Raw genomic sequence first — 15,632 nt, 5'->3', positions numbered from 1 at the left:
GAGCATGCCTTGGCCCAACGAATACGAGCCCATGGCGCGGCCATCGCCAATGCTCTGCGTGACCATCGGCGTGACGCTGGTGACCAGTTCGGTCAGTTGCCGCACATCGCTGCTGCCGTCCTGGCTGAGACCGGCCTGGCTGACCACGACTTTGCTGAACGTTTGGGCTTTGTTCAGCAGTCGCCCCATCATGTCGCTTTTGCTTTGCAGCGAAGATTCACCCTGCTGCGCCTTGAAATCAGCGATCAACTCGTCACGCTTACTATTGAACGCGGCGACCTGTGCCGGATCTTCCGCCAGCGGTGTCAGGCCCTGCAACGTACCCAGCAGCGTGGTCTCCAGGGCGGAGATACGCGTGTTCAACTCCTCGAATCGCCCGGTTTGACCAAGCACCGCGTTGATCTCGACCAGACCGGTCAAGGTTTCAAGATCCCGACTCAGGTTCAGACTGGTCCCCACCAGCTCAAGGCTTTGCAACTCGGTGCGGGTGCCGACGAACTCGCGATAGGAATCACGCACCAGATAAAAGTTGGTGACCGCCATGGGCAAGAAAAACAGGATGCTGATGAGGGTGAACTTCATCGCGAAGCTCAGACGGTTCATCAACGCGATGGCCGGATACAAAAGGCTCTTCACAAGAAGTCTCCCTTTTCTTTTATTTTTATTGGGTGCTGCCAGTCATCAAATAGCGCAAAGCCACCCTTTGGCGATGTGACCTGTATACCTGATATCGAGTTGGGGTTTTGTAACTAAAGGTAAACGGGATGGGAGGAGCGGAGACAATGCAGAGCTGTTCGCAGGCAAGCCTGCTTCCACAGATTCATGCCGGGCACAAATCCTTGTAGGAGCTGCCGAAGGCTGCGATCGACCGGGAACCGGTCGTAGATGCAGATATTTTTGAAGGCCGTTCCGGCCTTATCGCAGCCTTCGGCAGCTCCTACATGGGTTCGGTGTATTGCCTGGGAACATAGAATCTCCCACAGGAATACTCGGTCTACTGTGGGAGCAGGCTTGCCTGCGAAAAAGCCAACGCGGTCCAAGAAGGAACGATCAGACCAACAACGTCCACAACGCAAAGCCCGCGTACCAGACCACCGCCGAGCGCAGCAGCAGTTCCCAGAGTTCGTCGAGGCTGGTGACGCCATCAGCGCCGACCACTGGCGCGGGAAGCTCGCTGGCAACCCGACCGGTTTTTTCCACCAGTTGCGCAGCGCTGATGTCCCAGTTGAGTAGCTCATGCAGCATCAGCCGGCTGACGGCGACAAAATTGCCGACCAGGGCAAAACTGGCGGCCAACAGCCGCACGGGCACCCAATCGAAAGCGTGGCGCAACTGACCGGCACGCTCGACCAGCGCAGGGGTTTTCCCGTGTTTAACGGCCAGGGCCAGCAGCCGATAACTCAGGGCCGCGACCGGGCCAAGCAGGAAATACCAGAAGATCACGGCAAAGAAGCTTTGATAGGCCTGCCACAGCAGATAACCCTGGACACCTTCGAGCAACTGCTCTTCGCCCTCGGCGACCACACCCAGATCACGCTCCGCCACATGACTGGCAGCCTGCTCGTCGCCTCTGCGCCAGGCATCACGAAAAGGGCCTAGCGAGGCCAACAGGTCACCGCGCCCCAAGCTGTAGATCAACACCAGCAAGTGCACCGGAAAGACCAGCCAGCCATAAGCCACTGGCCCCAGCACGAGCAGGAGCAGTGCCAACAGCAACACGGGCAACAACACCACCAATGCCAAAATCAGCCAGGGCCTGGTGCCCATGCGTGGGCTGGCTTCCAGTTTGGCCAACTCCCGCAGCCACATGTCATCACGCTGAACACGATGGCGCAGGGCCGAAAATTTCTCTATCCAGACCGCCAACAGCAACACCAGAAAACTCATTCCCTGCCCCCTCACTTCAATCCTGTAATGCAGCTCGATAACGCGCCCAATCAAAGCATGGACCCGGATCTGTCTTCCGTCCTGGGGCAATATCGCTATGGCCACAAATTCGCTGCGTGGTAATGGCCGAAAACGACGACTGCAACTGTCGGGTCAACTCTATCAGTGCGTCGTATTGGGCGTCGGTGAACGGCACATCATCGGTGCCCTCCAGTTCGATTCCGATGGAAAAGTCATTGCACGTCTCACGCCCTTCGAAGCGGGACACACCGGCGTGCCAGGCGCGGTCCAGACAAGAGACAAACTGGGTGACCACGCCGTCACGCTCGATCAAAAAATGCGCCGACACGCGCAAATCGGCAAGGCCTTCAAAATAAGAGTGTTCGGTGACATCCAGTTGATTCTGAAAAAACGCCTGCACTTTGCCAGTCTTGAACTGAGCGGGCGGCAAGCTGATGTTATGGATCACCAGCAACGAAATTTCAGCCTCGGGCCGCGCATTGAAATTGGGCGACGGGCAGTGGTGCGCGCCATGGCACCAACCGCTTGCGGAGTCCAGCTGCATGAGGGGTTCCTTGTACCGGCCTATCGATAGGCACAAGTATGCCCGCGATGGGGGTGCGCCTGATACACCGCGTTTGCGGTCTAGCGGTTGCCCTTGAGCCGGCGCAAATTGCCGAGCACCGCTTCCAGTGCCCGATCGAACAGCAGCGCATCGTCGAGCAGGCGGATGGCGCCACGACGAAACTCCACGGCCAGGCCCATGCGCGTTTTTTCAAGAACCTTCATGCCAGTGCGATTGACGAAAACGTAACGGCCCGTCGGTCCAATGATGGTCGCCAGTTTGCAGCGTAGTTTGTGCTCTTCATCCTCTTGCACTTCCACCCAGCAACCGACTCGCAGTTTGTCGACTTGAAGCACAGCGGCATCGTCGTCAGCCAGACAAACCCCTGGCTCACCGAGGGGTTGCTCACCCGGCGCAATCAGAACGATTTCTTCCACCACTGCAACCATTTCAGCGGCGGGCGCTGCGTGACTGTCTTGTTGAATATCCTGCGGACGCGAGAAGTGCTGGAAAGCCTGCACGTGCAAGCCTTCCAACTGACTGAAAAAGTCGCTGGTGGCAAACGGATCGAAGGCCGCACTGGTCAAGCCATCACGCAAGGATTTAAGCAGACCGGGCACCAGATCCAGTAGACGCTTGAGGTCGTCGGACTCTTCATGCGGTTCGACGCTCCAGATCAGGTCGTCCATGGCGCCCAGACCTGCGTGCCACTCCTCCGATTGATCGCCATGCTTCAAGCAGGTCAGTAACAGCACCTTGCTCCAGGCTTCCTGCAGCAAGCGCACCACCACTTCGGGCAAGGTCTTGCCCAACAGGCGCCGATTCAACTCATGCTGCACTCGCTGGCGAGCCAACTCGGCCCTGGCGCGGCCTTCTTCGGCATCACGCGTGCGCTGTTCGAGTAACTCACTGCGCCGACGCTCATCGCCGGTAAAGGCGAGAAACTCCACCAACAGTTCGGAAAAAATCGCCGGATCGTCGACAAAATCATTGAGCAGGCGCTGCACGATCTGTTCGATACGCAGGTACAGGCTGTCGCGCTGATAATCGTCACGCCCGCCCCAGCCCAGCGCGGCGGAAGCGATTTCATTGAGTAGCCGCCGCGCCGGGTGGCTGCCACGGCTGAAGAAACTTTTGTCGATGACCGCAACTTTCAGCATCGGGATTTGCAGTCGCCCGATCAGCGCTTTGAGCGAGTCCGGCAAATTGCGGTCATCGAGAATGAACTCGAAGAGCATCGCGATCAGGTTGATCACATCCTCATCGACCACGGCCACCACGCGAAACTTGCCGCTTTTCACGCTGACGCGGGCCAGCAACTGCTCCAACTGGTTACGCAGATCGAACTCATCCTGCACCTCCTGAGTCGGCACGTACTGCTGCAAGTGCGACAGCAGGCGCAGCAGATCCTGGCTGGAAATCGGTTTGGCTTCGGTATTGGGCTCGTGCAGCGGAGCGACGCTGCTACGCACGTACAAGAGCAACTCCTGCAACGCCGCAAACACCTCATGTACTTCCTGATCGAGCTTTCTACTGACACCTGCAGAAGTCGTCTCTTCAGCCACCTGGGACGAACGCACACTGGCGGCCGCGCGATCGGTGACCCGACGGGCTGGCGCCGCTTTGAGCTCGGGAAGAATACCAGCGGCGATCAGCAGTTGATTGGCTTCGGCGTACAACTGATCGGAGTCGGCCAGGACGTACTTCTCGAACAACTTGAGAATGATCAGCTTGACCTTGATTTCTACCCCCAGGCTACGCCCGGCTTCTAGAAAGAAATCACACAACAAGGCCGGCCCCATCGGGTTGGTCTCGTCGTTCAGCGGCTGGGGAATCAGGGTATTCAAGCGGGTGGTCAACTGACCCAAGGCAAAGCCGTCGCGATTCAGAACCTTGGAAACCATCGCATCCACGGCGACGGTTTTTTCCAGATCATCGTTATGCACCAACGCCAGCTTGTCGTATGTCATCGACGGGGCAATCACCGGTTCGATGACCTCGTATTGCCCCAGACGCAGGAAAGCTTCGTAAAACTTGTCGAGAAAACCGCGCTCGATGCTTTTTCGCTTGAGACGCAGGTCGCGCATGGCCTCAAAGAAAATGTTCTGCTCAACGTTGTTATGCGCCCGATCCGCCATCTCGAACAACGTGTCGTCAGCATTATCGAACAAGGCTTGCAACGCATCCTTGAGCTGTTGCGCGGCTTTGTCGCGGACTTGCAGGAGCACGACGGGCAGCCTGGCAAGCGGCGAATTCACCGTTTGCTCAGGGGTTGCCTTGTTCAACGGCACCACTTTTCCGTCGTTTTGCATCCTGGTCTCCTATTGAGAACATCCACAATCTTTCGACAAACAGGGTGTGTAACCCCTGTCTGCAAAGCGATTCCCTTTGAGATTCGACTTACGCCAAAGCTATGGCGTCAATTGCACGGCAGAGTATCTTGCAAAACATGTCAGTTATGCCAGCACACTCTTCGCCCTGCTTGAAATGACCAACGTTGGGTAGACCCTGAAAATCTCGATCCATCGCAACCCCCTTGGCAAAACCGACGAACTGCATACGCAGGCTTTAGATGGGAGGCGTGTCGTGGGGTGGGTTGCTGGGGTGGGGTGCCTTATACTCCGGCCACTTAGTACGTGGAGCCCTCTATGCCGAATCTACGCCTCGCCCCCCTGACTGCTGAAATCGAAGCCAACGTGCGCCGCGCGTTGCTTGAGGACGTGGGCAGTGGCGATATTACCGCCCAACTGATCCCCGCAGAACGCCTGGCCAAAGCCACGATCATTACCCGCGACGCGGCAGTGATCAGCGGCACAGCCTGGGTCGATGCGGTTTTTCGCCAGTTGGACCCACGCGTTGCCGTGCATTGGCAAGTGACCGATGGCGAACGGGTCAAGCCCAATCAAGCGCTGTTCCACCTCGAAGGCCCGGCACGCTCACTGCTCACCGGCGAACGCAGCGCGCTGAACTTTCTGCAGATGCTGTCGGCCGTCGCCACCCGCGCGCAGTACTACGCCGACAAAGTCGCCGACACCCAAGTGAAGCTGCTGGACACCCGCAAAACCCTGCCCGGCCTGCGCCTGGCGCAAAAATACGCCGTCACCTGCGGCGGTTGCCATAACCACCGCATCGGCCTGTTCGATGCCTTCCTGATCAAGGAAAACCACATCGCAGCCTGCGGCGGCATCGCCCAAGCCATCACCGCCGCCCGCAAAATCGCCCCCGGCAAACCGGTGGAAGTCGAAGTCGAAAGCCTCGACGAACTCAAACAAGCCCTCGACGCCAACGCCGACATCATCATGCTCGACGAACTCAGCCTCGACGACATGCGCGAAGCCGTCCGCCTCACCGCCGGCCGCGCCAAACTCGAAGCCAGCGGCGGCATTAACGACACGACGCTGGTGCCGATAGCCCAGACGGGCGTGGACTACATCTCGATTGGTGCACTGACCAAGGATATAAAGGCGGTGGATTTGTCGATGCGGTTGAGTTTGTGAAGACTCTGTAGGAGCGGACTTGTCCGCGAAGGCCATTCAACGCGGTGCGCCTGGAGGACCTCGGCGTATGGTCTTCGCAGACGAGTCAGCTCCTACGGAAATTGGCTGTATCTCAAGAACGGTGGGAGGGCCCGCCCCGTCTTCGACGCCGCGCTGTCGCGCAGCAAACACGGGCTCGATTCTGCCCGGAGGGCGTAGGAGCTGACTTGTCTGCGATAAGGGCCGAAGGACCTTCCAGCGGTGGTGAATTCACTATTTTTGCCAGCGCTTCGCACTGGATCGCAGACAAGTCAGCTCCTACAAGGAATTAGCGTCAGGCTGAAAATTCCATAAAATATACTCTTTATTTTTCAACGGCTTATAGGTTGTTTGATGGGAGGCCTCGCCGCGTCTTCGACGCCGCGCTGTCGCGCAGCAAACAGGGGCACGTCGTAGAATCGAAGTGCGCGCGGGGACCAAGACCGTAGCCATCACTGGTGTGTACGCACCCGCATGGGAGAGTGGTCCGCACGGTATCGGCGTGGAGTCGTTGTCGGCACAGCAAGCTGTGACCACGTATGAGAGAGTGAATCCATTCGCCACCGTGCTCCCCGCGCGCCCCTCAATCCTGCGAGGAATTGTCATGGCGCGCAAGAACCAGCAGAAACGTTTTGAAGTGGTTCACCCTCATTGTGCGGGTATCGATATTGGCAGTCGCGAGCATTGGGTGGGGGTCAACCCCGACCAGAGCGACACCCCTGTCCGCTCGTTTAAAACGTTCACCGACGAGTTGCTCGCATTAGCCGATTGGCTCGAAGCGTTGAAGATCAATGTCGTGGCCATGGAGGCAACCGGGGTCTACTGGATACCGCTGTTTGAAATCCTCGATGCACGGGGCTTCGAGGTGTATTTGGTGAACTCCCGCGCCACCCGCCAGACCTCCGGGCGCAAATCCGATGTGCTGGACTGCCAGTGGATTTGGCAGCTCATGACCCACGGCTTGCTCAGAGGCGCCTTTCGGCCCGCCGACGACATTTGCTCGATGCGCTCTCTGGTTCGCCAGCGCGCAATGAAAGTTCGCGATCAGGCCAAGAGCGTCAATCGCATGCAGAAAGCCTTGACCCAGATGAACATCCAGCTAGCCACTGTCATCAGTGACATCACCGGCCTGACGGGCAAGAAAATCCTCAACGCGATCATCGGCGGCGAGCGTGATCCGTACGTATTGGCCGGTTTTCGAAACGGTCACATCAAGGCCGATCATGAAACCATTGCCCGCAGCCTGCGCGGTAACTGGCGAACCGAGCATCTGCATGCCCTGGCTCAGGAAATGGCGACGCATGATTTTCTGGAACAGCAAATTGCCGAATGCGATCAGGCCATCGCTCACGCCATTGATCGACTGCCGGTATTGAACGATGAACCTCTGCCGCCGGCCAAGACACTGCGCAGCCCGCACCGCTCGTCAGCCGAGCAAGCCCGTTTGCACCGTGCGCTGGGAAAAATAATGGGCGTTGATTTGACCGCTATTCCCACCATCGGCGTCGAAACCGCTTTGGCACTGGCGAGCGAAATCGGGCCTGATTTATCGCGATTTCCCACACAACAACACTTCTGTTCCTGGCTCGGCCTGGCACCTGCGACCCGGATATCCGGCGGCAGGCAGCTGCCTGGTAGTCCGCCAAAGGTCTCGAATCGAGCCGCGCAGGCCTTGAAGCAGGCCGCGTCCAACGCGCGCAACGACAAGAGCTTCATCGGCGCCAGCCATCGAGCCCGGTTGGCGCGCATGGATACCGCGTGCGCCATCAAAGCCACCGCGCATCAACTGGCCCGCCTGATCTACGTCATGTTGACCAAAGGCCAACCCTACGTGGAGCGAGGTATGGAAGCCTATGAAGCCGAGAGTCGACACCGTCAACTGCGTGCCCTGGAACGCAAGGCACACAAGCTTGGGATGCAGTTAGTTATGGCCAAATAAAAGGCATAAAAAACAATGCGTTATTTTTTGTTTGATGAGAGCAGGCTTGCCTGCGAATAGCTGCAACGCGATTGCCACTGGATGTCCGAAACCAGTGGCTGACCGGGCGTGCTCTACGAATGGTTGTACAAACCACCAAAACGCCGCTCGATCCAAAGCACATGCAGGACTCTGCCATCACGAAATCCAACGTATGGCAGCTTTCCTTTCCAGCGGAAAACCAACAAGTTCACGTCGTCACTGACGCAGGCGGGTCTGGATGCCTTTATTTGATCCACGGGCATACGTTCATAACCCAGCCCATGCCGAGGTGCTGCGTTTATTTGAGACCAGGTCATTTTGCCGATGATATGAAGCGCATCGAGAAAAAGCGCTTTATCAGCCTTCTCCTCAATAAGCGAAATACAGTGACTCTTCTGCAGATGCTCGAACGAGAAAACCGGAGGCATTTGCTCTGGGCTCCCCTCGGTAAGGACAGCCTCGGGCTTGAGGTGCCTCTTTCCATTCTTTGAGGTAGATCGAATCCTTTTGCTCATGACAACGCTCAGTGAACGATCTGGGTTTCAAAGTAACGACGCAGAGAATCAAGGCTGATTTCCCGATTCAGACCTTCCTTGTAGCTTTCACGCCAAGGCATTTCTCCATGAGTGAGCTGACGTAGCCGCCATGCGGAATACTGACCATAAAACTCGTAAACCTCATCCAACAGCTCACGCTCCTCGGCAGAGAAAACATTAAGATCAAATCCTTCGGGATGAGGAATATGACCAGAACCGAAAGTCTTGTACTCACGATAAAGATCGGGGACCACGGGGCCATGCAGCCAAGCCTCCAAATGTTCGGCAAACATTGGCGACCCCGTGAGAGCGAGACTGAACCCCTGGGCGTAATAGACCAGCTTCTGAAGCTTGAGGTTTGAAATCAGGTCGCCCGCGTCAACACTGGACTGAGCGAGGAAGTATTTAGCTACGTCGAAGCAACTGTGCATAACCTCTCCTTGGACACGCGACCATCAGGGTGATCCTGAGGGCCAGACACGCAGCCGAACGACCTTCGCCCGACTGCGCCACTGGATCTACTCCGAGAAGGATCCAGACTCCTGCCAGCTCTCGCTGGTAACCGGGAGATTTTGAGTGCGTCGGCCGTCCAACTCAAGCCGGCGACGGAGGAAAACACCGTAAGAAAGGTCTGAAACTGCCGGCACGGTTGAGTCATTGGGTTTCAGATAAGCAAGAAAAAGCCCCCGGCTCGTGGGAACCGGGGGCTTTGTGTTTCTGGTGCCGAAAATAGGAATCGAACCTACGACCTTCGCGTTACGAGTGCGCTGCTCTACCGGACTGAGCTATTTCGGCGGCTTTGAGAGTTTAACTTTGTTTATCCTGAAAGCAATAAGCCCTGAAAACAGGGCTTATTGCGCATCATTTCGCTCGCGAACAGATTATGGGCAACCGCCTTGACCAGACTTCAGCCCACGGGTTGCACTACAAATCGTGCCGGTCATGGCCCATGTCATGTTGGCCGCGCTTGCAGTGAGTGTTGGGGTGTAAGTAAATGTAAGTGCTGTCCCAGCCGTATCCGTTGCAGCACTGGTACCTGTAATGGCGCCTACCGCAGAAACGGCCAAACCAACAGTGTTGGTGGTAGCGGCTACAGCTGGAACGCCGTTAGTCCCTGCACCGCATGCAGTCAAAGCTCCAGTTTCCTGGGCGCACATTCCGACCGCTAATTTGTAGCCCGCAATATCGTTCACTGTCGATGACGCTTTGGCGCGAGCTGTGTAATCGCTGTACTGGGGAATTGCCACCGCAGCCAAAATACCGATGATCGCTACGACGATCATCAGCTCGATGAGTGTGAAGCCTTTTTGTGATTGCATGGGTACTTCTCCAAGCGTCAATTAAGGTTGTCTAATCAATCGTAAGCACAGCGCGTGCCAACCCATAGACGGCCAATAGCAATACACTTCTTTGAGATTTTCCAGCCTTACCTTCCCCAGCTAAAGCATAAACTGACAATTTTGGTCACTTACCCCCCATGCATTTGGCAGCACCGCCCGACTGCGCTATAAACCTCACACTGTCTGTGTCTGGTGGTTTTATGACTGATGTCGTCCTCACCGGTTTGGCCAAGCAATTAGTGCTGGCCGAGCTGCTCAATGAACAAACTGCGCAACAGGCGTATCAACAAGCTCAACGCAGCAAAATCTCGCTGGTCACCTATCTGGTGCAGAACAAGCTGGTAAAAAGCCTGGTGCTGGCCGAGATTGCATCCGAGCAATTTGGTGTGCCTTTTCTCGATCTGAGCTGCCTGGACAAGGACGGCCCACCCAAAGGGCTGGTCGCTGAAAAACTGATTCGCCAACACCACGTACTACCGCTATGGCGGCGTGGCAACAAGTTGTTCGTTGGGGTCTCGGACCCGACCAACCACCAGGCCATCACCGATATCCAGTTCAGCACCGGGCTCACCACCGAAGCCATTCTGGTGGAGGATGACAAGCTCACCGACGCCATCGAAAAATTCTTCGACAGCCAATCCACCGGGATGGGCGATCTGGCCGATGTCGATCTCGATGGATTGGATGTCGAAACGATCGACGACAAGAAACACGACTCAATCCCGGGCCAGGATGCCGACGATGCGCCCGTGGTGCGCTTCGTCAATAAGATGCTGCTGGACGCGATCAAACTGGGTTCGTCAGACTTGCACTTCGAGCCCTATGAAAAAACCTACCGGGTTCGATTACGCACCGACGGTATCCTGCATGAGGTCGCCAGGCCGCCCATCCATCTGGCGAGCCGAATTGCGGCGCGCTTGAAAGTCATGGCCAGTCTGGATATTTCCGAGCGACGCAGGCCGCAGGATGGCCGGATCAAGATGCGCATTTCGAAAACCAAATCCATCGATTTTCGGGTCAACACCCTGCCGACACTGTGGGGCGAGAAGATCGTGATGCGGATCCTTGATCCCTCCAGCGCACAGATGGGCATCGACGCGCTCGGCTATGAGCCCGAGCAAAAAGCGCTGTACATGGAAGCGTTGAAGCAACCGCAGGGCATGATTCTGGTGACTGGCCCAACCGGTTCGGGCAAGACCGTTTCGCTGTACACCGGCCTGAATATTCTCAATACCGTGGACATCAATATTTCTACCGCGGAAGACCCGGTTGAAATCAACCTGGAGGGCATCAATCAGGTCAACGTCAACCCAAAACAAGGGATGGATTTCGCCCAGGCATTGCGCGCGTTTCTGCGTCAGGATCCGGACGTGATCATGGTCGGTGAGATTCGCGACCTGGAGACGGCGGAAATTGCGATCAAGGCTTCGCAGACCGGGCATATGGTGCTGTCCACGCTGCACACCAACAGCGCGGCGGAGACCCTGACGCGCCTGCACCATATGGGTGTGGCGGCATTCAATATTGCGACTGCGATCAACTTGATCATCGCCCAGCGCCTGGCACGCAAGTTGTGCCTATATTGCAAAAAAGAAATAGATATCCCTCGCGAAACCCTGATCAAAGAAGGCTTTCCCGAGGCGCGCATCGGCCACTTCAAGATTTATGCGCCGGTGGGTTGCGAACACTGCAACGGCGGCTACAAAGGCCGTGTGGGGATTTATGAGGTGGTAAAAAACACCCCGGCCTTGGCGCGGATCATCATGGAAGAAGGTAATTCCATCGATATCGCCATTCAGATGCGCAAGGATGGTTTTAATGACCTGCGCACCTCTGGCCTGATGAAGGTGATGCAGGGCCTCACCAGCCTTGAAGAAATCAACCGCGTGACCAAGGATTAAACATGGCGACCACAGCAGTCAAAGTCAGTGTTTACTCCTGGGAAGGCACCGACAAGAAGGGTGCCAAATTGACCGGGGAGTTGAGCGGACACAACCCCGCGTTGATCAAGGCTCAGCTACGCAAGCAAGGCATTACGCCCGGCAAGGTGCGCAAAAAAGCCGTTTCTATTTTTGGTCGTGGCAAAAAAATAAAACCCTTGGATATCGCCCTGTTCACGCGGCAGATGGCGACCATGATGAAGGCCGGCGTTCCGTTGCTGCAGTCCTTCGACATCATCGGTGAAGGCTTCGACAACCCGAACATGCGCAAACTGGTTGATGAGGTGAAGCAGGAAGTGGCTGCAGGTAACAGCTTTGCTACCGCGCTGCGCAGAAAACCCCAATACTTCGATGATCTTTACTGCAGCCTGGTCGATGCGGGCGAACAAGCGGGCGCACTGGAGACCTTATTAGAACGCGTCGCCACCTATAAAGAAAAAACCGAGGCACTGAAAGCCAAAATCAAAAAAGCTATGACTTATCCGATCGCGGTCTTGATTGTAGCCTTCATTGTTTCAGCTATTTTGCTCATAAAAGTAGTGCCACAATTTCAAGCTGTATTCTCCAGTTTCGGGGCGCAGCTGCCAGCATTTACCCTAATGGTAATAGGCCTCTCGCAACTCCTGCAGGATTGGTGGCTGGCCGTTATTGCAGTACTTATCGCTGCGATAGTTGGTTTTAAACAAGCATTCAACCGTTCACAACGTTTCCGCGACGGGCTGGACAGGGGTCTGCTGAAGCTGCCGGTGGTAGGGCCTCTCATTTATAAATCATCTGTTGCTCGTTACGCCCGGACACTCTCCACCACCTTTGCTGCGGGCGTACCTTTGGTTGAAGCCCTGGATTCGGTAGCCAGCGCGACCGGCAATATAGTGTTCAAAAATGCAGTGCTTCGAGTCAAACAAGACGTCTCGACAGGCATGCAACTTAACTTTTCCATGCGCAGTACTGGAGTATTCCCAACCTTGGCCATTCAAATGGCCGCTATTGGTGAAGAGTCCGGCTCTTTGGATGGGATGCTCGACAAGGTCGCCACTTACTACGAAGACGAAGTCGACAACATGGTCGACAGCATGACCAGCCTGATGGAGCCGTTCATCATGGCGATCCTGGGAGTTGTCGTCGGTGGTCTGGTTATTGCCATGTACCTCCCTATATTCCAACTCGGAAACGCAATCTAAAAATGTCTCTCCTCGACTTCCTGGCCAGCTCCCCGCTGGCCTTTGTTCTGTACATCCTGATCCTCGGCCTGTTGATCGGCAGCTTCCTCAATGTAGTGATCTACCGCCTGCCGAAAATGCTCGAGCGCGACTGGAAAATCCAGGCCCGTGAAATGCTGACCTTGCCCGTCGAGCCGGAGGGCGAAACGTTCAATCTGATGCTGCCCCACTCCCGATGCCCGCACTGCGCGCACAAAATTCGCGCCTGGGAAAATCTACCCGTCATCAGCTACCTGTTCCTCGGTGGAAAATGCTCAAGCTGCAAAGCGCCCATCAGCAAGCGCTACCCACTGGTTGAACTCGCCTGCGGCTTGCTCTCGGCCTTTATCGCCTGGCATTTCGGTTTCGGCTGGCAAGCAGCGGCGATGTTGGTGTTGGCCTGGGGTTTGTTGGCGATGTGCCTGATCGACGCTGATCACCAGCTGTTGCCGGACGCGTTGGTGCTGCCGCTGTTGTGGCTCGGTTTGATCGTCAATGCCTTCGGCCTGTTCACCAGCCTGCACGATGCGTTGTGGGGCGCGGTGGCCGGGTATCTGAGCCTGTGGTCGGTGTACTGGCTGTTCAAGCTGGTCACCGGCAAGGAAGGCATGGGCTATGGCGACTTCAAGTTGCTGGCGTTGCTGGGCGCCTGGGGTGGCTGGCAGATTCTGCCGCTGACGATTCTACTGTCGTCGCTGGTGGGCGCGGTGCTGGGCCTGATTCTGCTGCGGTTGCGCAATGCCCAGACCAGCACACCGATCCCCTTCGGTCCCTATCTGGCGATTGCAGGCTGGATCGCTTTGCTCTGGGGTGGTCAAATAACCGACTCCTACATGCAGTTTGCCGGTTTCAAATGACCAACCCTGCTTTCAAACCCTGGATTCTCGGCCTTACAGGTGGCATCGGTAGTGGCAAAAGTGCTGCGGCGCAGCACTTTATCGAGCTTGGCATTCATTTGGTGGATGCCGATCATGCCGCGCGCTGGGTGGTTGAACCCGGTCGCCCGGCGCTGACACAGATCGTCGAGCATTTCGGCGCCAGCGTGCTTCAGCCTGACGGCCAACTGGATCGCAGTGCATTGCGCGGCCTGATCTTTCAGCACCCCGAGCAACGGCGCTGGCTGGAAGCGTTGCTGCATCCGCTGATCGGCCAGGAGATCATGAGTTACCTGGCCCGCTCCGAATCGCCTTACTCGATTCTGGTCTCGCCGTTGCTGGTCGAATCCGGTCAGTACAAAATGGCCCAACGCGTGCTGGTAATCGATGCCCCGGAGCAGTTGCAGATCCAGCGCACCATGCTCCGTGACAGTACCAGCGAGGAGCAGGTCAAGGCCATCCTCAACGTCCAGGCCCACCGCGAACTTCGCTTGAGCCATGCTGATGATGTGCTGGTCAACGACCGCGATCCCGCCTGGTTGAAAAGCGAAGTCGAGCGCCTGCATCACTTTTATTTAACTTTGTGTGGAGGCCAATCATGAGCCAGCCCTTGACCGTCGAATGCCCAACCTGCGGCGCCCCCGTGGAGTGGAGCGCCGCCAGCCCGTTTCGGCCGTTCTGCTCCGACCGCTGCAAGCTGATCGACCTGGGCGCCTGGGCCGCTGAAGAACATGCGATCCCGGTCAGCCCTGATGCTGAAGATGAAATGTTTTCCGGCGACTTGCCACCACGGGGACATTGATCGATTTAGGCCGCTGATCACCCCGGTCAGCGGTCACCTTTCGGGGGCTCGTCGTCCTTCCACGGTGCAGAAAGGTAGCGGGTACGGTTGAAGGTCTCGAGCCATTCGGGACAAAAAACCACCAGCGCGCTGACCACCATTCCGTTGATGAAGGCCTCGGGGAAAATGATCAGCCACAGATAGCCGATAAAGTCCTCCAGCCACTCCGGCATCGCAAACAGACCATCGAACCACAGCACGCCAAGGCCCAGCAGCAGACACAGCAAGGCCGACAAGGCGGCGGCGAAAAAACCCGAACAGAAGATATACACGAAGGGACTCTTCGGCTGCGCCCGTTCCACCAGCATCGCGCAAGATTCCGTCACCAGCACCGGCAGCACGATCAGCAACAGGCCATTCACGCCCAGGGCTGCGAGATCCTGCCTGCCGAGAAACAGCAACCCCAACTGCGCCACCAGCCCTCCGACAATCGCCAACGGCCAATCGAGCAGCAGGGTGACGGCGGTCATGCCGATGAAGTGGTAAGAGACGCCGGTATCGAAGTCGCGGCGAACCAGCCAGAGCAGGAAAAGCGAGAACACAGTGCCGAACAGCAGATGCTGGCGACGAGTATCGGTGAACAGCTCGACCCACGGCGAGCGCCACACGGCCCACAGCAGCACGGGCACATACAGCAACCAGCCAACGGTCATGGTTTCCGGGGTCAGGACTTGGGCGCTGATCATGGCTGGCAGTGCAATAGCAGTGAGTAAAACTTCAAAGACGTTCTCCTCTGAAAAAACAGGTTTCAGGCCCGGCAGCGCCTGCAGTGGGAGATTCTATTTTGTAGGGCAAAACACCGATCGATTGTAGGAGCTGCCGAAGGCTGCGATAGGCCGGAGAGATCGCAGCCTTCGGCAGCTCCTACAGTGGATGTGTGTACAACATAGTTTCTGCGGCTCCCGGCCATAAGCAAGACGGTCGCGCTCACAGAAATCATGCATCGAAGTCTACACCGCCTCATTCGGGCTTTC

At 56.8% G+C, this 15,632-nt stretch carries 14 protein-coding genes and 1 tRNA gene; 7 read left to right on the top strand and 8 right to left on the bottom strand.

Going from position 1 to position 15,632, the window contains the following annotated elements; genetic code table 11:
• Positions 1 to 1,050: 1,050 nt before the first annotated feature.
• The 3 genes from ampE to AC1MEE_RS29540 form a co-directional block, all read right to left on the bottom strand.
• On the bottom strand, positions 1,051 to 1,887 hold the full coding sequence (ampE, locus tag AC1MEE_RS29550; RefSeq protein ID WP_480412953.1) for a regulatory signaling modulator protein AmpE: 837 nt from the start codon (positions 1,885 to 1,887) through the stop codon (positions 1,051 to 1,053).
• 16 nt (positions 1,888 to 1,903) lie between these two features.
• Positions 1,904 to 2,452, bottom strand: coding sequence for a 1,6-anhydro-N-acetylmuramyl-L-alanine amidase AmpD (gene ampD, locus AC1MEE_RS29545; RefSeq protein WP_480412952.1), 549 nt, complete (start codon positions 2,450 to 2,452; stop codon positions 1,904 to 1,906).
• Positions 2,453 to 2,532: 80 nt separating this feature from the next.
• Positions 2,533 to 4,764 carry a DUF1631 domain-containing protein gene (locus tag AC1MEE_RS29540; protein ID WP_480412951.1) on the bottom strand — a complete coding sequence of 744 codons (2,232 nt, stop codon included), beginning with the start codon at positions 4,762 to 4,764 and terminating at the stop codon, positions 2,533 to 2,535.
• A gap of 336 nt (positions 4,765 to 5,100) precedes the next feature.
• Between AC1MEE_RS29540 and nadC the strand changes: the two genes are divergently transcribed.
• Complete coding sequence (gene nadC / locus AC1MEE_RS29535) at positions 5,101 to 5,949, top strand: carboxylating nicotinate-nucleotide diphosphorylase (protein ID WP_480412950.1); 849 nt, start codon at positions 5,101 to 5,103, stop codon at positions 5,947 to 5,949.
• A gap of 622 nt (positions 5,950 to 6,571) precedes the next feature.
• A complete protein-coding gene (locus tag AC1MEE_RS29530) occupies positions 6,572 to 7,906 on the top strand; it encodes an IS110 family RNA-guided transposase (RefSeq protein ID WP_480410955.1) in 1,335 nt (444 codons plus the stop codon).
• Positions 7,907 to 8,019: 113 nt separating this feature from the next.
• On the opposite strand, the gene AC1MEE_RS29525 is transcribed toward AC1MEE_RS29530, so the two are convergent.
• The 4 genes from AC1MEE_RS29525 to AC1MEE_RS29510 all read right to left on the bottom strand — a co-directional run bounded on the left by AC1MEE_RS29525 (position 8,020) and on the right by AC1MEE_RS29510 (position 9,782).
• Positions 8,020 to 8,355 (bottom strand): hypothetical protein, encoded by a 336-nt coding sequence (locus AC1MEE_RS29525; RefSeq protein ID WP_480412949.1) that lies wholly within the window; start codon positions 8,353 to 8,355, stop codon positions 8,020 to 8,022.
• 95 nt (positions 8,356 to 8,450) lie between these two features.
• Entirely contained in the window at positions 8,451 to 8,894 is a 444-nt protein-coding gene (locus tag AC1MEE_RS29520) for a Panacea domain-containing protein (RefSeq protein WP_480412948.1), read from the bottom strand.
• Between the two features lie 287 nt (positions 8,895 to 9,181).
• Positions 9,182 to 9,258, bottom strand: a tRNA-Thr gene (locus tag AC1MEE_RS29515).
• An 86-nt stretch (positions 9,259 to 9,344) separates the two neighbouring features.
• Positions 9,345 to 9,782, bottom strand: a complete 438-nt coding sequence (locus AC1MEE_RS29510; RefSeq protein WP_480412947.1) for a pilin — start codon at positions 9,780 to 9,782, stop codon at positions 9,345 to 9,347.
• A gap of 221 nt (positions 9,783 to 10,003) precedes the next feature.
• On the opposite strand from AC1MEE_RS29510, the gene pilB reads away from it, so the two are divergent.
• The 5 genes from pilB to yacG are packed head-to-tail and all read left to right on the top strand — an operon-like array spanning position 10,004 to position 14,619.
• Entirely contained in the window at positions 10,004 to 11,704 is a 1,701-nt protein-coding gene (gene pilB, locus AC1MEE_RS29505; protein ID WP_480412946.1) for a type IV-A pilus assembly ATPase PilB, read from the top strand.
• A gap of 2 nt (positions 11,705 to 11,706) precedes the next feature.
• Positions 11,707 to 12,924: a type II secretion system F family protein gene (locus AC1MEE_RS29500; RefSeq protein ID WP_480412945.1), complete on the top strand. Its 1,218-nt coding sequence runs from the start codon at positions 11,707 to 11,709 to the stop codon at positions 12,922 to 12,924.
• Between the two features lie 2 nt (positions 12,925 to 12,926).
• A complete protein-coding gene (locus AC1MEE_RS29495) occupies positions 12,927 to 13,799 on the top strand; it encodes a prepilin peptidase (protein ID WP_480412944.1) in 873 nt (290 codons plus the stop codon).
• Positions 13,796 to 14,419 (top strand): dephospho-CoA kinase, encoded by a 624-nt coding sequence (gene coaE / locus AC1MEE_RS29490; protein ID WP_480412943.1) that lies wholly within the window; start codon positions 13,796 to 13,798, stop codon positions 14,417 to 14,419. Before AC1MEE_RS29495 ends, coaE begins: the two co-directional genes overlap by 4 nt.
• Positions 14,416 to 14,619, top strand: coding sequence for a DNA gyrase inhibitor YacG (gene yacG / locus AC1MEE_RS29485; protein WP_480412942.1), 204 nt, complete (start codon positions 14,416 to 14,418; stop codon positions 14,617 to 14,619). Before coaE ends, yacG begins: the two co-directional genes overlap by 4 nt.
• A gap of 26 nt (positions 14,620 to 14,645) precedes the next feature.
• Here yacG and AC1MEE_RS29480 read toward each other — a convergent pair whose 3' ends face one another.
• Positions 14,646 to 15,344, bottom strand: a complete 699-nt coding sequence (locus tag AC1MEE_RS29480) for an energy-coupling factor ABC transporter permease (RefSeq protein ID WP_480412941.1) — start codon at positions 15,342 to 15,344, stop codon at positions 14,646 to 14,648.
• Between the last annotated feature and the right edge of the window lie 288 nt (positions 15,345 to 15,632).

The organism is Pseudomonas sp. ASL3, assembly GCF_056680425.1.
The sequence above is the reverse complement of the archived record's forward strand: the minus strand, read 5'-3'. Positions and strand labels throughout refer to the sequence as shown.